23 protein-coding genes and 2 tRNA genes are annotated in these 20,740 nt (G+C 70.7%); 6 read left to right on the top strand and 19 right to left on the bottom strand.

Annotated features, from left to right (window positions below; genetic code table 11):
- Nucleotides 1–161 precede the first annotated feature (161 nt).
- Both OHA19_RS19900 and OHA19_RS19895 read left to right on the top strand, forming a co-directional pair.
- Entirely contained in the window at nt 162–851 is a 690-nt protein-coding gene (locus tag OHA19_RS19900; protein ID WP_405714768.1) for a SigE family RNA polymerase sigma factor, read from the top strand.
- A gap of 154 nt (nt 852–1,005) precedes the next feature.
- Nucleotides 1,006–2,655 carry a long-chain fatty acid--CoA ligase gene (locus OHA19_RS19895; RefSeq protein WP_405714770.1) on the top strand — a complete coding sequence of 550 codons (1,650 nt, stop codon included), beginning with the start codon at nt 1,006–1,008 and terminating at the stop codon, nt 2,653–2,655.
- A gap of 84 nt (nt 2,656–2,739) precedes the next feature.
- Here the strand turns inward: OHA19_RS19895 and OHA19_RS19890 are convergent, their stop codons facing one another.
- Together OHA19_RS19890 and OHA19_RS19885 are read right to left on the bottom strand one after the other, a co-directional pair.
- Nucleotides 2,740–6,606 carry a PAS domain-containing protein gene (locus OHA19_RS19890; protein ID WP_405751022.1) on the bottom strand — a complete coding sequence of 1,289 codons (3,867 nt, stop codon included), beginning with the start codon at nt 6,604–6,606 and terminating at the stop codon, nt 2,740–2,742.
- 180 nt (nt 6,607–6,786) lie between these two features.
- Nucleotides 6,787–7,251: an SSI family serine proteinase inhibitor gene (locus OHA19_RS19885; RefSeq protein WP_405751020.1), complete on the bottom strand. Its 465-nt coding sequence runs from the start codon at nt 7,249–7,251 to the stop codon at nt 6,787–6,789.
- Nucleotides 7,252–7,480: 229 nt separating this feature from the next.
- On the opposite strand from OHA19_RS19885, the gene OHA19_RS19880 reads away from it, so the two are divergent.
- Together OHA19_RS19880 and OHA19_RS19875 are read left to right on the top strand one after the other, a co-directional pair.
- Nucleotides 7,481–7,571 (top strand) — tRNA-Ser (locus tag OHA19_RS19880).
- Nucleotides 7,572–7,800: 229 nt separating this feature from the next.
- A tRNA-Arg gene (locus OHA19_RS19875) sits at nt 7,801–7,873 on the top strand.
- Nucleotides 7,874–7,977: 104 nt separating this feature from the next.
- Here OHA19_RS19875 and OHA19_RS19870 read toward each other — a convergent pair.
- From OHA19_RS19870 to OHA19_RS19790, 17 genes are all read right to left on the bottom strand, one after another.
- Nucleotides 7,978–9,231: a tyrosine-type recombinase/integrase gene (locus tag OHA19_RS19870; protein ID WP_405751017.1), complete on the bottom strand. Its 1,254-nt coding sequence runs from the start codon at nt 9,229–9,231 to the stop codon at nt 7,978–7,980.
- A complete protein-coding gene (locus OHA19_RS19865; protein ID WP_405751015.1) occupies nt 9,231–9,428 on the bottom strand; it encodes a helix-turn-helix domain-containing protein in 198 nt (65 codons plus the stop codon). The genes OHA19_RS19870 and OHA19_RS19865 overlap by 1 nt, the downstream gene beginning before the upstream one ends.
- 463 nt (nt 9,429–9,891) lie before the next feature.
- On the bottom strand, nt 9,892–11,367 hold the full coding sequence (locus tag OHA19_RS19860) for an ATP-binding protein (RefSeq protein ID WP_405751012.1): 1,476 nt from the start codon (nt 11,365–11,367) through the stop codon (nt 9,892–9,894).
- 3 nt (nt 11,368–11,370) lie between these two features.
- Nucleotides 11,371–12,231, bottom strand: a complete 861-nt coding sequence (locus OHA19_RS19855) for a bifunctional DNA primase/polymerase (protein WP_405751010.1) — start codon at nt 12,229–12,231, stop codon at nt 11,371–11,373.
- Nucleotides 12,232–12,313: 82 nt separating this feature from the next.
- Complete coding sequence (locus OHA19_RS19850; RefSeq protein ID WP_405751008.1) at nt 12,314–12,460, bottom strand: hypothetical protein; 147 nt, start codon at nt 12,458–12,460, stop codon at nt 12,314–12,316.
- 268 nt (nt 12,461–12,728) lie between these two features.
- Entirely contained in the window at nt 12,729–14,879 is a 2,151-nt protein-coding gene (locus OHA19_RS19845) for an ATP-binding protein (protein ID WP_405751005.1), read from the bottom strand.
- Nucleotides 14,880–14,922: 43 nt separating this feature from the next.
- Nucleotides 14,923–15,243: a hypothetical protein gene (locus tag OHA19_RS19840; protein ID WP_405751002.1), complete on the bottom strand. Its 321-nt coding sequence runs from the start codon at nt 15,241–15,243 to the stop codon at nt 14,923–14,925.
- A gap of 77 nt (nt 15,244–15,320) precedes the next feature.
- Nucleotides 15,321–15,512: a hypothetical protein gene (locus OHA19_RS19835; protein WP_405750999.1), complete on the bottom strand. Its 192-nt coding sequence runs from the start codon at nt 15,510–15,512 to the stop codon at nt 15,321–15,323.
- Between the two features lie 16 nt (nt 15,513–15,528).
- Nucleotides 15,529–15,891, bottom strand: coding sequence for a DUF6251 family protein (locus OHA19_RS19830; RefSeq protein ID WP_405750996.1), 363 nt, complete (start codon nt 15,889–15,891; stop codon nt 15,529–15,531).
- Nucleotides 15,888–16,073, bottom strand: coding sequence for a hypothetical protein (locus OHA19_RS19825; protein ID WP_405750993.1), 186 nt, complete (start codon nt 16,071–16,073; stop codon nt 15,888–15,890). The genes OHA19_RS19830 and OHA19_RS19825 overlap by 4 nt, the downstream gene beginning before the upstream one ends.
- Nucleotides 16,074–16,218: 145 nt before the next feature.
- On the bottom strand, nt 16,219–16,389 hold the full coding sequence (locus tag OHA19_RS19820; RefSeq protein ID WP_351251463.1) for a hypothetical protein: 171 nt from the start codon (nt 16,387–16,389) through the stop codon (nt 16,219–16,221).
- A 69-nt stretch (nt 16,390–16,458) separates the two neighbouring features.
- Complete coding sequence (locus OHA19_RS19815) at nt 16,459–16,647, bottom strand: hypothetical protein (RefSeq protein WP_405750990.1); 189 nt, start codon at nt 16,645–16,647, stop codon at nt 16,459–16,461.
- A gap of 17 nt (nt 16,648–16,664) precedes the next feature.
- Entirely contained in the window at nt 16,665–16,994 is a 330-nt protein-coding gene (locus tag OHA19_RS19810; RefSeq protein ID WP_405750987.1) for an RRQRL motif-containing zinc-binding protein, read from the bottom strand.
- Nucleotides 16,994–17,869, bottom strand: a complete 876-nt coding sequence (locus OHA19_RS19805) for a protein spdB (RefSeq protein WP_405750984.1) — start codon at nt 17,867–17,869, stop codon at nt 16,994–16,996. The genes OHA19_RS19810 and OHA19_RS19805 overlap by 1 nt, the downstream gene beginning before the upstream one ends.
- Nucleotides 17,866–18,027, bottom strand: a complete 162-nt coding sequence (locus OHA19_RS19800) for a hypothetical protein (RefSeq protein ID WP_405750982.1) — start codon at nt 18,025–18,027, stop codon at nt 17,866–17,868. The genes OHA19_RS19805 and OHA19_RS19800 overlap by 4 nt, the downstream gene beginning before the upstream one ends.
- The gene (locus tag OHA19_RS19795; protein WP_405750980.1) at nt 18,024–18,290 is read right to left on the bottom strand and encodes a DUF6284 family protein; all 267 of its coding nucleotides are present in this window, start codon (nt 18,288–18,290) and stop codon (nt 18,024–18,026) included. The genes OHA19_RS19800 and OHA19_RS19795 overlap by 4 nt, the downstream gene beginning before the upstream one ends.
- An 89-nt stretch (nt 18,291–18,379) precedes the next feature.
- Nucleotides 18,380–18,850: a transcriptional regulator gene (locus OHA19_RS19790; protein WP_405750977.1), complete on the bottom strand. Its 471-nt coding sequence runs from the start codon at nt 18,848–18,850 to the stop codon at nt 18,380–18,382.
- 432 nt (nt 18,851–19,282) lie between these two features.
- Between OHA19_RS19790 and OHA19_RS19785 the strand changes: the two genes are divergently transcribed.
- The gene (locus OHA19_RS19785; protein ID WP_405750974.1) at nt 19,283–20,056 is read left to right on the top strand and encodes a GntR family transcriptional regulator; all 774 of its coding nucleotides are present in this window, start codon (nt 19,283–19,285) and stop codon (nt 20,054–20,056) included.
- Nucleotides 20,053–20,592, top strand: coding sequence for a GNAT family N-acetyltransferase (locus OHA19_RS19780; protein ID WP_405750972.1), 540 nt, complete (start codon nt 20,053–20,055; stop codon nt 20,590–20,592). Before OHA19_RS19785 ends, OHA19_RS19780 begins: the two co-directional genes overlap by 4 nt.
- Nucleotides 20,593–20,740: the final 148 nt, after the last annotated feature.

The raw sequence follows: 20,740 nt of genomic DNA, 5'->3' as shown, positions 1-20,740 counted from the left end.
CCCGCACCCGGGCGGAACGTCGGGGCGCGCCCCTGATCCCCGAAGACGACGACTCCACCTACAGGAGGTGGAGCAGGCCCTACCCCTACACCCTGAGGCGGACGCGCTTTCGGGACCTGGGGCCGATCCCCCGGTGCGGTGCCCGCTTCTAGCGTGGAGCCATGACCACGCCAGTCTGCACGGGCAGCTCCGGGGGAGCCGCCACCACCGGACACGCGCCGTACCCGGGGCACATGTCGCACACCCCGCACACCCCCGTGCACGGCTCGTCCGGCCAGCACGCAGTACGCAGCGCACGCCCCGCGTACCCCTCGCGCACGCCGCGCGCCCCGTACGCCCCGTACACCCAGTCCGCCACCTACCCATCGTTCTCCTCCTTCGTCCGGGCGAGAGGGCCCGTGCTGCTGCGGGCCGCGCGCTCGCTCACCGCCAACCCGAGCGATGCCGAGGACCTGCTGCAGACCGCGCTCACCAAGACGTACGTCGCCTGGGAGCGGATCGAGGACCACCGGGCGCTCGACGGCTATGTCCGCCGGGCCCTGCTGAACACCCGGACCTCGCAGTGGCGCAAACGCAAGGTCGACGAGTTCGCCTGCGACGAGCTGCCCGAGCAGGAGGCCGCTCCGGCCCCCGACCCGGCCGAGCAGCAGACGCTGCACGACGCGATGTGGCGTGCCGTGCTGAAGCTGCCGGACCGGCAGCGGGCGATGGTGGTCCTGCGCTACTACGAGGACCTGAGCGAAGCCCAGACGGCCGAGGTGCTCGGGGTGTCCGTCGGCACGGTGAAGAGCGCGGTGTCGCGGGCGCTCGGCAAGCTCAGGGAGGACCCGGAGCTGGCCCCGGTGCGGTGACTCCGGGGGTCGGCGGCGCACCGGGGACCGGGGGCCGGGCCTGATTTTGCCGAACGACACCGATTCGTACTCTCGGAGCTAGTGACATACCGAGCGGTATGTGGGCAGAATCAGGCCAACCTTACTGCCGCGTAGCGCCCACCGGGAGGACGCCGTGCTGAGCACCATGCAGGACGTACCGCTGACTGTCGCCCGCATCCTGAACCATGGGATGACCATTCACGGGAAGTCACAGGTCACGACCTGGACCGGCGAACCCGAGCCGCAGCGGCGCAGTTTCGCCGAGATCGGCCGACGGGCGACGCAGCTCGCCGGCGCGCTGCGCGACGAGCTCGGTGTCGAAGGCGACCAGAGGGTGGCCACCCTCCTGTGGAACAACGCCGAGCACGTCGAGGCGTATCTCGCGATCCCGTCGATGGGCGCGGTCCTCCACACGCTCAACCTCCGGCTCCCCGCCGAGCAGCTCATCTGGATCGTCGGGCACGCCGACGACAAGGTCGTCATCGTCAACGGCTCCCTGCTGCCGCTGCTCGCACCCCTCCTCCCCCAGCTGACGTCGGTCGAGCACGTGATCGTCACGGGTCCGGGCGACCGTTCGCTCCTCGACGGGGCGGCGCCCCGGGTGCACGAGTACGAGGAGCTGATCGCCGGTCGCCCGGCCGACTTCGACTGGCCGGAACTGGACGAACGCCAGGCCGCCGCCATGTGTTACACCTCCGGCACCACCGGCGAGCCCAAGGGCGTCGTATACTCCCACCGCTCGATATACCTGCACTCCATGCAGGTCAACATGTCCGAGTCGATGGGCCTGACCGACAAGGACACCACGCTGGTGGTCGTCCCCCAGTTCCATGTGAACGCCTGGGGGCTGCCGCACTCGACGTTCATGTCCGGCGTCAACATGCTCATGCCGGACCGGTTCCTGCAGCCCGCCCCGCTCGCCGAGATGATCGAGCGCGAGAAGCCGAGCCACGCCGCCGCCGTCCCCACCATCTGGCAGGGACTGCTCGCCGAGGTCACCGCCAACCCGCGCGACCTCAGCTCCATGGCCCGCGTCACCATCGGCGGCGCCGCCTGCCCGCCCTCCCTCATGGAGGCGTACGACAGGCTCGGCGTCCGTCTCTGCCATGCCTGGGGCATGACGGAGACCTCGCCGCTCGGCACCATGGCCAACCCGCCCGCCGGACTGACCGATGAGGAGGAATGGCCCTACCGCGTCACCCAGGGCCGCTTCCCGGCCGGTGTGGAGGCCCGGCTGGTCGGCCCCGGCGGCGAGCACCTGCCGTGGGACAACGAGTCGGCCGGCGAGCTGGAGGTGCGCGGCCCCTGGATCGCCGGGGCCTACTACGGAGGTGCGGACAGCGAGCCCCTGCGCCCCGAGGACAAGTTCAGCGAGGACGGCTGGCTGAAGACCGGTGACGTCGGTGTGATCAGCGAGGACGGCTTCCTCACGCTCACGGACCGGGCCAAGGACGTCATCAAGTCCGGTGGCGAATGGATCTCCAGCGTCGAACTGGAGAACGTACTGATGGCGCACCCCGAGGTGGCCGAGGCGGCGGTCGTCGCGGTCCCGGACGAGAAGTGGGGCGAGCGCCCGCTGGCGACCGTGGTCCTCAAGGAAGGCGCGAGCGTCGGCTACGAGGCGCTGAAGGACTTCCTCGCCACGTCCGGCATCGCCAAGTGGCAGCTGCCGGAGCGCTGGACGGTCATCGCGGCCGTGCCGAAGACCAGCGTCGGAAAGTTCGACAAGAAGGTGCTCCGCAGGCAGTACGCGGCGGGCGAGCTGGACATCACCCAGCTCTGAGAGCCTGCCGGCCGTGGACACGGCGAGGGCGGTACGGATTCGCTCCCGTACCGCCCTCGCCGTGTGCCGCTTTTCGGCCGTGCTTCAGTTCGTACCGATCTTCGCGAGCAGATCGACGATGCGCGCCTGGACCTCTTCGCTCGTGGACCGTTCGGCCAGGAAGAGCACGGTCTCGCCGGAGCCGAGCTTCGGCAGCTCCGAGCCGGTCATGTCGGCGGAGGTGTAGACGACCAGCGGGGTCCGGTTCAACTGGCCGTTCGCGCGCAGCCAGTCGACGATGCCGGCCCGGCGGCGGCGCACCTGCATCAGGTCCATCACCACCAGGTTGGGCCGCATCCGGGTGGCGAGCGACACCGCCTCGCTGTCGGTGGAGGCCCGCGCCACCTGCATGCCGCGGCGTTCCAGGGTCTCCGTCAGCGCCAGCGCGATCTCCTCGTGCTCCTCGATCAACAGCACCCGGGGCGGATGCTGTTCGCTGTCGCGCGGGGCGAGCGCCTTGAGGAGCACGGCGGGGTCGGCGCCGTACGCCGCCTCCCGCGAGGCCTGCCCCAGGCCCGCCGTCACCAGCACCGGAACCTCGGCCGCCACCGCCGCCTGACGCAGCGACTGGAGGGCCTTGCGGGTGATGGGGCCGGTCAGCGGATCGACGAAGAGCGCGGCGGGGAACGCCGCGATCTGGGCGTCGACCTCCTCGCGCGAGTGCACGATCACCGGCCGGTAGCCGCGGTCGCTCAGCGCCTGCTGGGTGGAGACGTCGGGCGCCGGCCAGACGAGCAGCCGGCGCGGGTTGTCCAGCGGCTCCGGGGGCAGCTCGTCGTCGACCGGCTGCGGCGACGGGCGGTTGGCGACCTCGACCGCGCCACCCGGACCGTCCAGCGGCTCCGGCCCCTCGGCGCCCTCGTCGGGGGCGCCTATCGCGTACGCGCGCCCCTCGGCCTCCGGGACGGGGCGCAGCGAGCCCTGCCCCGGGCCCGAGCCCTGTGCGGGGACGGACAGGGACGTCGCCGGCGCGGCGGCCTGCGGGGTGCGCTCGTCCTCCGGCGGTGCGGCGAGCTTGCGGCGCCGTCCGGCGCCGCCGAGCGTCTGGTTCTGCTGGTGTGCGATGTGCTGGGCGAAGGGCACGCCCTGCCCGAGCGTCCGCACGCTGAACGCGCGCCCCTGCGTCGAGTCCGACGAACCACCGGGCATCGGAGCCTCCGCGGGCAGCGGCTGCCTGCGCGCGTCCGACAGGGCCGCGATGCCCGGCGAGCGGCCCTCCGGGCCCTCCGCGGAGCCTGCCGCGACGGACGTGGTGCCCGTGCCATGCGTGGTCTGTCCGTCCGCGGGCGGCTCCGTGCCGTCGCCGGGCAGAACGTCGGCCTGCTCGGCCTGCTCGGGCTGCTGCGGGTCCTCGGAGTGACGGGCCCGGCGCCGGCCGGTCGGTACCGGATGCGGCGGGGTGTGGTCGTCGCCCGGTGCGATGCGGACGGCGTCATGGTGCCCCGGCAGCGAGGCGTCCGGGTCGGCAGCCGGGGCCGGGGACCGGTCGGCCTCCGCCGGCGGCAGCGCGAACGCGGTACGGGGCCCCGCGGGCTCGGCCTGGGCGGTCCGTTCCTGGGCGGCCGCCAGCGCCCGCCGGGCCCGCCGCCCGGTCGGCCGGGGCGCCTGCGACGGCGTGGGCGAACCGGCGTCCGAAGCGGGGCCGACGGCAGAATCCGGGGCGGAGGCGGGCAGAGCCAGCTGCCCCTGGTGCTCAGCACCCTGACGCGCGCGGTGCCCGCCCGCGGGCACCGGCACCGCCAGCTGCCCCTCGGCGGGCACGCCCTGCGGCGGCACGGTCTGACCGAGCTGCGGCCGGCTGCCGCCGCCCTGCGCACCCTCGGCCGCCGTCACCACGGAACCTTCGGACGGGGCGGACGCGGCGGACGGGGACGAGGCCGCGGGCAGCGCCAACGCCTGCCCGGCGCCCTGCTCCTGCTCGGGCGTCTCCGGAGACCCGGGCGACCCGGGCAGCTGGACCCCGGACTCGGCCGGACTCGGCCGCCCCCGCCTGCGCCCCGAGCCGCCGCCCTGCGTGTCCTGCGCCCCCGGCACGGCGCGCTCGTCCTGCGCACCGGGCTCACGACGCGCCCGGCGCCGCCCCGTCGGCTCGGCCGCCGCCGTGTCACCGTCGGACCCGGCACCCGCCCCGGAACCACCCACCGGGCTCTCCAGGAACGCGTCCGTGGACGCCCGCCGCGCGCGTCGCCGCCCGCCGCCCGGCTGCTGCGCCGCCTCGGGCCCGGGAGCGGGCCGCGCACCGGCCTCGGGCTCCGGCTCGGCCACGGGCTCCGTCACCGTCCCCGAACCGGCGCCCAACGGCACTTCGAGCACATACGCGCTGCCGCTCATCCCCGGCACCTCGTGCGTCTGGAGCACGCCGCCGTGCGCCCGCACGATCCCGCGCACGATCGGCTCGTGCACCGGGTCTCCCCCGGCGAACGGTCCGCGCACCTCGATCCGTACGACCTCGCCGCGCTGCGCCGCCGCGACGACGACCGTGGAGTCGACGTACCCGCCGCCCGGCACCACCCGGGCCTTGCCGGTCGAGTCGACCCCGGCGACATCCGCGACCAGATGGGCCAGCGCGGTCACCAGCCGGGCCGCGTCCACCTCGGCCTCGATCGGCGGCGCGTGCACGGCGAACTGGGCGCGCCCGGGACCGATCAGCTCGACGGCCGCGTCGATGCCGGCCGTCACGACCGAGTCGAGCAGCACGTTCGTCTTGACCAGCTTCTCGGCGCCGGCGTCCAGGAGCTGGTAGCCGAGGACGTTGTCGACGAGGGTGGTCATCCGGGCGTAGCCCGCCGCCAGGTGGTGCAGGATCTGGTTGGCCTCGGGCCACAGCTGCCCCGCCGGGTCGGCGGCGAGCGTCGAGAGTTCGCCGCGCAGCTCCTCCAGCGGGCCCCGCAGTGATTCGCCGAGCACGGCGGTGAGCTGGGTGTGCCGGGCGGTCAGCGCCGCCAGCAGGTCGGCCTGTGCCTCCAGTTCGGCCGCGTACCGCTCGGTCCGGTCGGCCAGCTCCGAGCTGTGCCGTTCCGTCAGCTCGGCGACCTCGGCGGTGTGGCCGGCGGTCAGTTCGGCGACCTCGGCCCGGTGCTGCGCGCCGAGTTCCTCGTACGGCCTGCGGTCGGTGAACGTCATGACGGCGCCGACCAGCTGGTCACCGTCCCGGACCGGCGCGGTGGTCAGGTCGACCGGCACCTGCGCGCCGCTCTTGGACCACAGGACCTGCCCGCGCACCCGGTGCTTGCGCCCGGACCTGAGGGTGTCGGCGAGCGGCGACTCCTCGTACGGGAACGGCTCGCCCTCCGCCCGCGAGTGCAGGATCAGCGGATGCAGCTCCTGGCCGCCCAGGTCGCTGGCGCGGAAGCCGAGGATCTGCGCGGCGGCGGGGTTGACCAGGACGACCCGGCCGTCGGTGTCCGTGCCGACGACGCCCTCGGCCGCGGCCCGCAGGATCATCTCGGTCTGCCGCTGCGAACGGGCCAGTTCGGCCTCGGTGTCCACGGTGCCCGACAGGTCCCGTACGACGAGCATCAGCAGCTCGTCGCCCGTGTAGCTGCCGCTGTAGGTGCTCTGGAAGTCGTTGTACGCGGCCTTGCCGTCTTCCAGGCTGGCGCTGGTGACCTCGACCGGGTACTCGGTGCCGTCGGTCCGCCGGGCGGTCATGCGGGTCGGCTTCGTGCGGCTGTGGTTGTCGGCGGCGTCGGCGCGGCGCATCGACCCCGGGATCAGCTTGGAGTCGAACTCGGGCAGCAGGTCCAGGAGCCCGCGCCCGACGAGCGCGGTGCCCGGCGTCTCGAACATTTCCAGCGCGATGGTGTTGGCGTTGACGACCGTGCCGTTGCAGTTGACGAGCAGCAGCCCGTCGGGGAGTGCATCGAGTATGGCTGCGAGGCGAGCAGCGCCTCGGGATGGCCTGCTGCTCACGACGACGCTTCCTCCCTGGTTACCGCACCTTGCCGACAGCGGGCCCCATCTTGCCCCTCGGGCCGCGGGCTGTCACTGGAGGAGTCTAAAGGCAGCGAAGGGGCGTGGGGCTGCGGATGAGGGGGAGCTCTCACCAAGGTTCTGTGCATACGGTGTACGACTCCGTCCGGACAGGGCAGGTCAGCGGAGGTTCGGGAGCACCGGCCGCAGGTTGTTCCACCGGGAGATCTCGCAGCCGTCGGCCGGGTTGAAGACCGTGTCGACGGGCCGCCCCTGCCAGGTCCCGGTGACCCGGGCGGCGGCCGGGCCTCCGTACTGCTGGGTGCACAGCGTGTCCTCGGGCACCGGGGCGAACGGGTCCGTGCCCTCGCCCGCCAGCTCGTCCAGCCGGCCGCAGGCCTGCTCCGCCACCGGATGGCTGCCGCCCGCCGGCGCGCACCGAAGCTCGAAGGTCCCGTCGGCGGCGCCCCCCGCGCCCGAGACGGTGATCGTCAGCCGGGCAGGGGCTTCGCCCTGGAGCACGGGCAGGGGCAGCGGCAGGGGCAGCGGCAGCGGAAGGGTGCCGCTGTCCGCGGTCGCGGCCGGCGCGACGGCGGACAGCACGGCGAGGGAGACGACGGCGGTGAGGGCGAGGCGGCGCAACATTGCGGGCTCCTGTGCTCGTGCACTGCGGCGGGAGTGCCGGTGGAACGGACGGAAGGACGGGAGGACGGTGCCCCCGTCTTCACTAACGCTCCGCACGCCACGGCGTTGCGCAACCGCAGACGCTTTGCCCTAGCGCCCGACTGCCTAGTACCGTAGGCATCGATTGGTGACGCACCGCTCAACTGTGTCATCATCTGCACGCACCACTCGCGCTCGCGCGGGGTGTGCTGGAGGCGTCGCCTAGTCCGGTCTATGGCGCCGCACTGCTAATGCGGTTTGGGTCTTAAAGCCCATCGAGGGTTCAAATCCCTCCGCCTCCGCTTCAACACCGAAGCCCCGTGCCACTGGCACGGGGCTTCGGTCGTATCCGGATCCGGACGCTCCGCCCGCGCCGTCCCGAACGGCCCCGGCGGTACCCGTACGACACCGTCGCGCAGGGTATTTCCGCAGGTCAGGGCTGGTGGAGCTAAAGGATTTCGCGTCCCGGCGCAGGTCATGTAATGTTGTTCTCGCAACGCCGACCGGGGAGAAAAAAACCGGGAAGCACAAGCACTCGTAGCTTAACGGATAGAGCATCTGACTACGGATCAGAAGGTTGCAGGTTCGAATCCTGCCGAGTGCACACAGGTCAAAGGCCCCGCCGGTTCGCCCGGCGGGGCCTTTGACATCAGCCGGTGACATCAACGCCTATATCGGCCGTGCAGACGACGTCATCAAGGCGTCGGACTACAAGACCTCGCCGTTGGCGTCAGGCCCGAGCGCGTCATCCATCCGATCAGCAGCCGCCCGCAGCGTCGTCTGCATGACGTGCGCGTAGGTATCGAGCGTCATCGTGATTGTGCTGTGCCCGAGCGTCTCCATGATCACTCGGGCGTCCACCCCCTGAGCGAGCAGAAGCGACGCGCACGTGTGCCGGAGATCGTGGACGCGGACGCGGCGCACCTTGGCCTTCGTGCACAGAATCGTGAGCATGCGGTTCAGGCTGCGTGGGTCGATGGCCCGCCCCGTGGACGTCGTGAAGATGAGCCCGGTCGGCTGGTGGTCCAGCGGCCTCCACTTCGCACCGGCCACCTTCCGCTCCTTCTCCTGCTTGGCCCGGTGAGCGTGGAGCGCGTCCACGCAGCGCTTGGGGAGCGAGACCGTGCGAATGGACCGGGCGGTCTTAGGCGTACCGAAGAGGAGTTCTCTCTTGATCCGCTGGAGGTTCCGGCGAACCCGGAGCTGTCCTGCCGGCAGGTCCACGTCCGACCACGTGAGGCCGAGAACCTCCCCACGCCGAAGCCCCGTGGAGATGAGTAGGAGCCACAGCGAGTAGAGCCGGTGGTCCCGGGTGGCCCTCAGAAGGAGCCGAGCCTCCCCCGCGTCCAGCGGCCGCACCTCTTCACGCTGCACGGTAGGGGTCTCCACGATCTTGGCGACGTTTCGGGCGATCAGTTCCTCACGGACGGCCTGCTGGAGAGCAGACCGGAGTACCGCGTGGACGTACTGCACGGTCCGGGCCGATGGCCGACGCTCGCAGCACTTCCGTACGGCGCAGCACGTTCGCTCCCCCTCGACCCGGGCCGCGTCGACCCCACGCAGGCAGCACAGGCATCCGTCCTTGAACGCGGCGAGGAAGAGTCGTACGTCGGTGGGGGAGAGGCGGTTCAGCCTCTTCTTGCCGAGCGCGGGCCGGATGTAGAGCCGGGACAGCCCCTCGTAGCTGTTGAGTGTCGCGGGCTTCAGCCGTGCCGGGGCGATCGTGGCGAGCCAGTACGTGAGGTAGTCCCCGAAGGGCATCGCCGACGTGGCAGCCGGGATGCCCTGACGGGTCTTGCTCTGCATCTCGATGAGCTTGTCGCTCACCTCGTCGCGTGTCTTGCCATAGGCGAACTTCCGCGTGCGGGTGCCGTCCGGCCGGTAGACGTAGGCGGCGGCCTGGTAGCGGCCGTCCGAGCGCTTTGTGATGGTGCCTTCGCCGTTGGCGCGCCTCTTGGCCATCAGGCAGTCTCCTCAAGCTTGTTGCGCATGTAGGTGTGCAGGGAGTCGAGCGGGATGCGGCGTGCGCGGCCCTCGGTGTAGCTGGGCAGGGCGCCGGAGCGGAGCAGGTCGTAGATCTTGGAGCGACTGAGCTTCAGCGCGGCCATGGCCTCGGGGACCATGACGGCGACATGAGTGGTGGGCAGGACAGAACTCACTGCGGGCCTCCAAGGGCGAGACATTCGGCGCGGTCCGGGCCGCGTGTGTCCGAGGTGCGAGTTTCTGCGTCACCGCGTCATCTGTGTCACTTATGGGGTCTGAGCTGCGGTTTTGTTGTGACGCAGAGGCGTGGGGGTGCGTCATCTGTGACGCAGGCGTCCGTCACCGTGACACGCGCGGTGACGCAGGTGACGCAGGATGACGCAGCCGAAAGCGCTCTGCGTCACGCCTGTTACAGCAGCTCAGGGGGTGTTTCGGGCCGTCTGGTGACGCTGTGACGCAGCGCTTCCTTTCTTAAGAAAAAAGAGAGGGTGGTTTCTGTTGTGGTGCGGTGCGTCTGAAGGCGTGAATGCGGAGCCGCGAAGCGGCACGTCCTTTGGGCGGCAAGCCGCCGAACAGCAAGAGGAGCACGTCGGTCCGCGTGGCCGGGGGCGTGCTCCTCTTGCTTGTAAGGCGGTTCGGTCAGAGCAGCGGGGGTTGTTCGAGCTCCGACGGGACCGGGCGCCGGGTCATTTCGACGTAGCGCCCTTCTCTGGTGCGTCCCCAGTCGATGAGGACTCCTCGCGCGGCGAGGGTGGGCTGAAGGCGCTTGAGGCGGTCCGAGAGGACTTTGCCGGTGGTGGGCCACCCTTTGGGCAGGGGACGGCAGTCGTCGCCGCTGTAGAGGCCGCTGAGGCTGTACAGCCACTCCGAGGACGTCATGCGCTGCTCCGCGCCCGGGTCCAGGGTGGCGGCGTGCTTGAGGACGGTCTGCGCCATCAAGTCGCCTTCGATGACGTCGTCGTTGAGGTCGTCCAGGCTGGTCCGGTAGGCGTTAAGCGTCTGGAAGCTCATCGCGGCGTCGAGCTGCGCGCACAGGTGCGCGAAGTCCGCCATCCGCAGGTCCGTGGGAGTCTCCGCCTCAGCCGCGCGGACCTTGACCGTGAGGTCAAGCAGTGACCCGAGGATGACGGGCAGTGCCTCCTCGAACTCCGCCCACAGCTCAGCCTCGGTCCGCCGCACCGTGGGGCGCTCCAGACGCAAGGGCAGCAGACGTTCGGCGAGGTCGGGGCGGATGACGCCGACGTCGATGCCGGTCAGCAGCAGCGGTCGGCGGTAGCGGGAGCGCACGACGTCGCCGTCGCTGAACAGCGCGCGCTTGATGCTCTCGGCTCCGGTGACGATGCAGCACATCAGGTCGGACAGGTCCGGGGCCAGGTGGGAGAGGTTGTCCAGGGCGGTGACCCATCCGGCCGCGACGGCCGTGATCAGGTTCTCCTCATCACGCGGGGCGCGGCGCAGGTCGCCGGTCATGCCCTCGATGATCCGGACCAGCATCCGGCCCGCCGTGGACTTGCCGGCGCCCTGGGGGCCGGTGAGGAAAGGGGCGGGGACGGGCACGGACGGCCCGAGGCAGCCGACGAGCCAGGCGAGGGCCAGAGACTCGGTCTCGGCGGTGGCGAAGTTCGTCAGCCGCAGCAGGAGATCGATGCCCTTGCTGTCGGTATCGCGGACAGGCATGGGGAGCTCCCCGGTGAGCTGGGTGCGCCGCCAGCACACCTCACGCGGGTCAGGGACGCGGACATCCCAGCCGTTGGGGTGGATACGGACGGACTGCCCGTCGTCGCGTCCCAGGTCCAGCCACGTCGCCCCGTCGAACCCGGGGGCGACGCGGATGTGCGTGGGCTGCACGTCCTTGCTCAGCGCGAGTGCTTCGATCAAGTCCAACGCCTCCTTGAGTGACGTGCCGTTGAAGACGCCGACCCCGTCGTTGAAGAGGTCGACCATGAGTTCCTGCCGGTGGCTGCCGGTCGTGCCCTGGGAGCGGATCGGGCGGGCCACGGGGTGGCCGATCCGCTGGGCGTAGACGGTTCCCTCGGTGGTGCGGAAGTACCGGAAGTGCGCCTGCGCGTACTCGGTGATGACCTCACGGGCCGGGGTCTTCTCATCCTCGGACATGGCTCACATCCCCAGTGCGGTTCGGGCGTTGGTCCACGCATCGGTGCAGTGCCGGGGCGATTCGCCCTTGGCCTGAGCGGCGGTGAACAGCCGAGCGACGTGGGAATCGGTCAGGCAGCCGCACCGGCCGTGAGCGGACAGCACGGCGAGGAACGTCCGGTACACGGTCGCGTGCACGCCGCTGCGGGTCTCGGTGATGCGCTGCTCGGCCATGGCGATGCCACGCTCCAGATAGGAGGGCATGCGATGACGACACTCCCCGCCCCCGGTAGGTGCGGGTGCCGTGACGGCGAGCGGTGCGGGACGGACCGGCGAGGGCTCCTTCACGGCCAGCGCGCGCACGGCGTCCGGCAGGTCGGTCATGGTGCCGGTGCCGGGGCCGAGCCACCGGGCGTAGGCCATGAGCGACTTGAGGTCGATGCCAGGCCGGACCGCGTTCGCGGACTGCATCGCACCCAGGTAGATCCAGTGCTCCCCGCGAGTCGTGGGCACGGTCCGGGTGGCGGGCAGGGACTCGCGGGCCCAGGCGATGGCGTCGGCGTTGTCGAGGTCGACGACCGTCAGACCGGCGCCGCCAGGGTGGTAGGCGACGGCCTGCGCCTGCTGCCATGCCGATGCCCATGCGGGGGACTGGAGTACGGCGGGGTCGGTGGTGGCGGCGGCCCATCCGTGGCAGGGGTGTGGGCACTGGCAGGGGCCTGGCACCTTCATGTTCGGGCGCCCTCCGCACGCGTTTCCCGTACAGGCGGGGCAGTTGCCGACCGGGCGCTTGCCCGCCCGGAGGGGCAGGACGGGCACGCCCGCTGCCGCCAAGTCGAGGGCGGACCGGAGATGGTCTCGCCGGATGGGGGTGGGTTGGGTCATGCTGGGTGTCTCCAGTTCTCTTGAGTTGTGCTGGATGAGGGCGGCCCCGGTTCTTGGTCGGATGGGGGCCGCTCTCGGCTTTTCAGGAGCCCTTGGGGCCCTGGGGTCGGCGGTTGAGGTCGGGGTACTCGTCGCTTCGCGGGCCGGTGTTGGGGCGGGTGCCGCCGACCGGGTAGCGACGGCCGGGGCCGCTGCTGGCGGGCTCGTGCCTCTTCGCGGGGCGAATCATCGGGGGCCTCCTGATGGGCGATCGTGTCGCTGAGAAGGTGAGTGGCCGTACTGGTCGAGCAGGATGCGGAATTCCCCCAACTGGGCGGTCAGGGAGGCTGGGGCACCCCCTGCCGGGGTGCGCGTGGAGGGGGTTTCAGGGGTGCTGACGTGCGTGCCTCCCTGCCTCCCTGTCTGATCATTTGTGCTGGTCAGACCCAGGGATGGGGGTCAGGGAGGCGGTTAGGGAGTTCTCCCTGCCTCCCTGACCCGTGCGGGTTCGCCTCCCTCTACTCCGAGGCGGAAGCGGAACCGTCGCCGTCGCGGTTGGCGAGGGCGGATGTGACGCGGTCGCGGGCGACGACCATGCGGCCGTCGGACTTGTACGGCTCGGCGCCCGCGTCGTCCAGGACGCGCTTGAGGTCGATGAACGACCAGCCGCCGTAGGTGTCCTCGTCCAGGGCGGCGAGCCGTGTGATGACTTCCTGGGTGCGCACGCGGGCGTCGCTGCCGAGCACGGTCGCGATGTCGGCGAGCGGGTCACGCTCCTCGTCCCGCTCGACGACGTGGAGGGTGGTGACGCCGTTGCGTGCGGCTTTGGCCCGGTCGGCGATCTCGGCGGCCTGGTCGGTGTCGATGTAGTGCGTGCGCACGGTCACCGAGGTCTGGCCGGCGGCGAGCTTGATGCCGTCGCCCGCGACGACGACCGTGCCCTTGTCGAGCCCCTGCCGCAGCTTGTGCGGTGCCGCGCCGCCGTCGATGGCCGCGTCCCCGATCGCCATGCGGGCCTGCGACTCCGTCCCGAGGACCAGCGAGGAACGGATGTGGTTGCCCTCGCGGGACCGCTTGGGCAGGTTCTCGTTCGTCGGGTCCTGCGTGCCTTCCCAGGTGGTGACGTTGACCGCCCGCCCCTGGTCGTGGATCGCCTTGATGGCACGGAAGTACCGGGACGTGGCCTTGGCTCCGCCGAGAGGGATCTTGTTCTTGTCGACGGCCCCGGACCCGTAGGCGACCTGCGCCTCGTCGACGATGACGACCAGCGGCGGGAAGTCCTGGCCGGGGGCCTGGAGGCGCCGGTTCATCTCCCGGGCGGCGTCCTCGACCATCTCCGTCACCTTCAGGACGTGGTCGTCGGTCGGCCCCTGGATCAGGACCGTGGCCAGGCCGTCGAACATGGCCCAGTCACCCACACCCTTGAGATCCCCGATACGGAACTCGACCTTTCTGTCGAACGCCAGCCACAGGGCCAGGGCCCGCAGGGACGCGGTCTTGCCCTGGTTCGACAGGCCGGTGATGAGAAGCATCCGCTGGAACAGGCTGACCAGTGCGGCGTCACCACGCAGATCCTGCCCCCACGGAGCCCGCCCGGTCTTGTAGTTGGCGCTCACGTCGGGGTCGGTGACCAGCGGGGACGGGCCGATCGGCTCGTCCAGCGCGCCGCTGTCCGCGATCCACAGACGGACCGTGCGCGGGGACGGCGGGATGGTGATGAACACTTCGTGCTCGTGACGGTTCAGGTTCTCCGCGAGCTTCCGCCGTCGGTTCTGGATCTCGTCGGTGCTGACACCGGACGGCAGGTGCACATCGACCTCAACACCGCACCCGGCGATCACGATCGGGCTGAGCATCTGCGCCCCGACGTCGCCCATCTCCTTGATGGCCTTCTTCAGGGTGGCCACTCCCAGATCCCGCATGGCGGTGACCACGATCGACGGAGTGATCGGCGCCCCCTCACCGCTGCGGTCCCTGACGGGCAGGGCCCACTGCGGGGCGGCCTTCTGGTGACGGCCGACCGCCCACAGGCCCAGCACGGCCGCCCACGGGCCCAGGGTGACCAGCGGCCCCCAGACCACGGAGATGATCAGGACGATCCACTGCACCAGTTCGATCAACGCCATGGTCGGCGTGGCGAGGTCGGTGAAGTCCTTGTTCGCGATGGCCAGGATGATCCCGAGCAGGAGCAGCCCGCCGGCCGTGACAGCGGCACCGGCCGCCGCACCCTTGGCGAACTTCACCGGGGCGGTGAGCAGATCCATGCGCCGCTGGTGCCGGGCGGCACGGAACTTTGCCCCGCGCTCCTCCCACTCTGTGGCCAGGTCCAGGTTCCCCGCGGCTTCCGCGGCCCGCAGCATCCGTTCGTAGCGGGCGGCGGTACGGCCCTCCCAGGTGCGGCGGGCCACGATTCGGCCCCCGCCCACGACGTACATGCCGTGCCGCACGGTCAGGCGCCCGGCGGTACGGGTCCGCTCGTGGGTGGCCGCCCGCCGGATCGCACGGCCGGACCTAACCCACCGCGACACCTGGGCCGAGGACTTGTCGGCGGGTGCGTCAGCGGGGGCGGCGGTCTTGGTCAGGTCGACCGGGCCCGTGGGGGTGGGGCGGTGGTCGTCCAGGTGGTGCAGGGTGCCCATGTCGGCCCCCTCAACAGCGAGTTCGGTCATGACTGTGCTCCTGCCTGGAACGGTGGGCGGGGTTGTGGGTTCTTCAGCGCTCCGCACGGGCCACGGCGCGCTCGGCGCGGCGCACGGCGTCCTCAGCCTGCTTGCGGGCCTGCCGGGCGGCGGGGCGGTCGGCGCGGGCGGCGGTGCGCTCGGTGGCCTTGGCGTTGGCGAGGGTCTGACGGGCATCGGCCTGCACCTGGTGCAGCGCCCGCAGCTCCTGCGCGCCGCGCTCGGCGGCCCGCTGGTCGATCCGCTCGATCGCCTTCTCAATCTTCGGGTCGACGCAGTCCGCGAGGGCCTGCCGGAAGCCCTTGCGGAACAGGCGGGCACGCTCGCGCTTCTCGGCGGGGGTGTAGCTCTCCATGACGGTGCCTCCCAGATGTGGGCCGGACTGTCCGGCTCCCCGCCCGCCCGGCATTAGACCGGGCGGACAGGCAGCCGTCAGGCGGGCCGCAGCTCGTGGGTGTGGCACAGCACGGGAGCGATCAGCCAGCTGATCCGGTCCACCGTCCACCGGCCCTCGGTCAGCGGGCCGGGCGGGATCTCGTCGACGATGCGGCCGGTCCTGCCGACCGCACGCGGGTCGTCGTCACACGAGACGATCAGCACCTTGGTACCTGCCTTGAACGACATGACGGGCTCCTTCGGGTCAGCGGCGGGTCTTGGAGAGGGACTTGGCGGCGGCCTGGCCGTCCGTACCGCCGATGGACTTCACGACGGTGACCACGCCCCAGGCCAGCACCACCACGAGGAAGGCCAGCAGGGCGATGTTCGCGGCGATCGCGGTCAGGACGCCGACGAGCAGTGGGCCGAAGTAGACGCCGGCCGTGACCGCCCCGGCGCCGACGCCGGAGCCGAGCGCGATCCGCTGCACCGTGCGGTCGGGCGGGGCCTGGTGGATGTGCTGCACGATCTGCTGCGGCGGGTCCTGCGGGGCGGGGAGATTGCTGGTGTAGGCGTAGGTGCCGTCCGGGAGCTGTACGACCTGGACCGGCTCGGGGAGATGGGTCACGGCTGCTTCCTTTCGTCCCGGAGGCGCTTGGTCCAGGTGTTCTGACGGGCGATGAACTCGGCGTGGATCGGCTGGCCTGCGGTACAGGGCTGGTCGTTCTGGCAGGCGGTGCAGGCTCCGACGTGCGTCGTGGACGCCTCGAACGCCTCCATGTAGGCGATGAACTCGGATTCGCGGGCCACGGCTCTCCTCAGGTCGAGGGCAGGGATGAGCCGCCGACGAACGTCGGCAGCGGGTGGCGGTGGAGTGCCCCGGGCCGGATTCGATCCGGCAGCATCACGCCGGGTCCGGGGCGGTGGAGGTCAGTCGTCGGGGCTGTGGGGTGGGTCAGGCGCGGCCGCGAATCGGCTTGCCCGACTGGATGTACGCCACGGCGCGCTCCATCTCGTCGCGGGTCAGGGTCTCCTTGACCAGGAACCGAACGTCGGCGTCGCTCGGGGTAGTCATCGCGGCGGCGACGGCGATCTGAGCACAGCGCTTGTCGGACTTGCGGAACATGCGGGTCTCCTTGGAGCGGTGTGGGTGTGGGGTGAGCGGGAGTAGAGCGGGGCGGCGCGGTGGGGCTGTCTACCGGTCGGTGTCGCTGCTGATGTGGATGCGGCCGTGGAAGGTGCCGCCGGTGATGCCGTGGTTCTCGCCGCCGAAGTGGCCGCCGGTGACCGTGCCGCCGTTGCTCTCGATCGCGTCGCGGATGTCGTCGCCGGACTGGTCGTTGTCGGTGGTGTCGATGGTCACGTTGCCGATGCGGATCTTCATGACTGCCTGCTTCCTGGTCAGTGGTGGGCGGTGTCGTTGCAGGTCACGCACATGCCGAGCGAGCGCGGGATGCAGTACCCGGCGTCGCGGCGGCAGTTGGGGCAGGTACGGCGGGCGAGCATGGCCTTGGCCAGTGCCGCCCGCCGGGCCGGTGTCATCGACCGCACGGGCTTGGCGTGGTCGATGCGGTAGAGGTAGGCGACCAGCGGTTCACGGCGCCGCCTCGGGCGTTCGAGCTGGGCGGCGACGTCCTGCCCGCCGGGCCGGAGCCCGAGGGCGCGGAGCTGTCGGCGGGTGGCGTATCCGTCCGGGGCCAGGCGCCACCGGTAGACAGGCAGCGTCGCCATCAGGCGACCCGCTTCCATGCGGCCCGGAGGCGGGTCTCGGATGCGGAGTAGCCGGAGGCGCGGAAGCGGGCGGCCATGTCGCGGTAGGACAGGGCGGGGGATTCGCTGTGACGGATCTCGTCGACCAGGACGTCCAGGGCGTCATCGGTGAGGGCGGGCCCGCTCTCCAGAGCGGGGACCGGGACCGGCTCCGTGGGGCCCCACACAGGGAGCTCCCACCGGGGCGTCACGCCCGGGGTGTCATCGGGTGTGACGGCCATGGTCACGCTGGTCAGGGCCCTGTTCGTGCCCTTGCCGCCCCTCGCCTGTTCCAGCGTTGACCATGCCTCGGAGAGGGTCCGGGCGGTCTCGGCCTGCACCCGTGCGACGCGTGCCCCGGCCTGCGTCACGGCCGTCAGCCGCGTCTCCTCGGTGCCCGCCTGCGCCCTCAGCCGGGCACGGGCCACAGCCGCGTCATCGCGGGCCTCCTGCTGGATGCCCCGGATCTGGGTCAGGGCACCGGCGGTGAGCGCGGTCCGCTCCCACATGGAATGGACCAGCCACAAAGCCTTGGCCGCGATGGGCAGCCACGCCACGGCCAGCCAGGCACCGGTGGACTCTTCAACGGTCAGTGCATGCGCGATCAGGACGCCGGTGGCGACTAGACCAAAAGACCAACCGACCGCGGTCACCGGCGTGGAGTGGTCACCCTGCGCGGCGAGGCGGCGTTCGTAGGCGAGGGTGGCCAGCCAGCCGCCATCGATCCCGAGACCGACGACCAGCGCGACCAGCCACGGCATCACCGGGCCCAGCCACAACATCACCACGGCCAGAGTCAGCGCCATGGACACCGCCGTCATCGCAACGGCCGGCAGAACGGTCTTCCACGCCCTCATGCCGACCCCTCCTCGCGGACGAGGAGGAGGTGCACGGCGACGACACCGGCTGCGGCGAGAGCCCCGGCGTAGTGGACGTCCTGACGGCCGATGACCAGACCCAGGACCTCCACACCGATGCAGAAGAGGGCCAGGAACCAGAAGGTGAGCAGGTTCATGCCGCATCCCCCGCCAGAGCCGTGACGGTGCGGTTGGTCAGGTCCCGGCGCGCGGCCATGACCCGGTTGCGGGCGCGGCGGATACGCCGCTCGTCCAGCTCGGTCGGCGTGCGGTCCAGGGTCATGATCTGCGCGTCCAGCAACTCGACGTCCGCCAGGATGAGCGGCATCTCCCGCTCGATCGCTTCCAGCTCGGCCTTCGACGGCCCGCCGGTGAGCGAGGCCGCCGTAACGAGGTCCTGAAGTGCGGCGATGGTCTTCATGGGTTGTGGTTCCTCTCGAACGGAACGGCCCGAAACTGCGGCTCCGGTGCTCCAACACCGGGGCCGCGGGCCGTTCGTGGGGTGTGGGGTCAGACGGTGGCGATGAGCACCGAGGCGATCAGCAGCCACAGGTGGTGGAAGGACTGGTCAAGGGCGTAGGCGCCGGTCCCGAGGTGCGCTGCGGGCGTGCCCTCGGCGGTGACGGGGTGCGCCGGGTGGGCGGCGGTGCCCAGGCTGTAGAACTCGGCCTTGCCGGTCACCCGGGCCAGCCAGGCGAGGGTGGTGCGGCGGTCGGCCCACCAGTGCGTGACCGCGTCCACACCCAGCCCGGCGACCAGGCCCAGCGCGGAGAGGCGCAGGCCCAGCAGGAAGGCGACGGGCAGCAGTAAGGCGAGCTTGGTGGCGGTCAGGGTGGCTACGTGGCGGGCGCCGGCCAGACGGCCGGTCCAGCCGGGCAGGCCCTTGTGGGCGGACTGGCAGGACGTCTGCACCCAGTGGTCGCCCACGCTGTGAGCGACGAACAGGGCGGCGAAGACAGCGGCGAACGTGGCGGCATCCACGGAGAACTCCTTGAGGTGAGGAGAAGCAGAAGAGAGCCCCGCCGCGAACGCGGCAGAGGTGGAGTGCCCCGACCGGGAGTCGAACCCGGCCTACGACCATCAGGGCGGTGAAGCGGTGAAGCAGATGTCTCCTTCAGGAGCGCAAGCCCCTGGCGAAGGTGTATGGAGACGTGACCTTGCGGTCTCGAACCCTCCGGTTGACAAGGCCCGGGGCACCTCCCCCCGACCAACGCGGGGCTCCTGTGTCGTGCGACCCGCCGCCCGAAGGCAGAGGGAATAAGCAGCAAGAGGGCAGACTTGAAGGAGCTGCACCGCTTGCTCAACTTGTTGGTACAAGCTGATGCAGTGATGGTGCACCAACGGACTGTTAAGCGTCAAGCGATCGGGGCCCACATGTACCAACAAGTTGAGCGAGTGCGTCATGATGGGGGCATGAGCAAGCAGCCGAAGTACCGGCAAGTCGCGGATGCTCTGCGCCGCGAGATCGACAACGGGACGTATCCGCCCGGGTCGCGGCTCCCCTCGGAGAGCGAGCTGTCCGCGCGCTTCGACGCGTCGCGGAACACCGTGCGGTCTGGGCTTGGCCTACTGGTCACGCAGGGTCTTGTCACGTCCAGCCAGGGCCTCGGCTACGAGGTGGCCAAGCACGAGGTGTTCGAGCTGAACGCCTCTCGGTTCGAAAATCTGAGCTTCCCGCAGAACGGCGATGCCTACAGCACAGACGTCACCGCTGCGGGTCGTCGACCGCACCAGACGTTCCGGGTGGAGGTTCTGCCCGCGCCGGCCGATGTGGCGGAGAGGCTCAAGGTGGACCTCGAATCCCGCGCTGTCCTGCGGTTCTGTCATCGGTACGTGGATGACGTGCCCTGGTCGACGCAGGCCACGTACTACCCGGCGTGGCTGGTCGATGAGGCTCGCCGCCTCGCAGAGCCCGGCGACATCGAAGAGGGGACTACTCGATACCTGGCCGCTCATGGGATTGAACAGGTCGGGTACTTCGACGAGATCTCGACCCGCATGCCGACCCCGGATGAGGCACGACTGTTGGAGGTCGGCGCAGGAGTGCCTGTGCTGCTCTGGATGCGCACGGGATATTCGGCGGAGCGGCCCATTCGCTGCACCATCACGACGTTCCGGGGAGACCTGAACCGGATGAACTACGAGATCGGCGACCAGTCCGCCCGAAGCGAGAATGAGCCCCAGTGAAGATCACCCCCGCCCGCCCGGATGACGTGGCCAAGCTGTTGGTTTTCCGCGAGGAGGCCGCAGCTTGGCTCACGCGCCTCGGCAGCGACCAGTGGCAGCGCCCCTATCCGGCTGACAGGCTGCTTGCCACGATTGAGGCAGGTTCTGTCTTCATGGTCATGGACGGCGACGTCACGGCTGCCACCATTACGCTCACGCCAGAGGCAGAAGAGGGCCTGTGGACGGAGCCGGAATTGAGGGAGCCGTCCACCTTCGTCACTAAGCTGACCGTGGCGCGCACCCATGCTGGACAGAACCTTGGCGGTCGGCTTCTCGATTGGGCGGGCGACAGGGCGTACCGCGCAGGTGCCAAGTGGCTACGCCTTGACGCCTGGACGACGAATGAGGCGCTACAGCGGTACTACCTGCGGCAGGGGTTCGCGTACGTGCGCACTGTCCGGGAGGGCGGTGCGGTGAACGGGGGGCCGCGCGTTTCCGGATGGCTCGCGCAGCGCCCAACGGAACCCGCTGACCATGGCTTCGAAGACAACACCTGACATCAATCCCTGACATCAACGTGGGCATACACAGGGACACATCGGCGCACGAGACAACCTCGATCGAGGGGCCTTGGTAGCCGCCACGGACCGTGGGATGCCAGTGCGCACCCGCCTACGGATCAGAAGGTTGCAGGTTCGAATCCTG

This window comes from Streptomyces sp. NBC_00012, from assembly GCF_045040875.1.
Lineage (GTDB): Bacteria > Actinomycetota > Actinomycetes > Streptomycetales > Streptomycetaceae > Streptomyces.
This window is presented reverse-complemented; position numbering and strand designations above follow the sequence as displayed.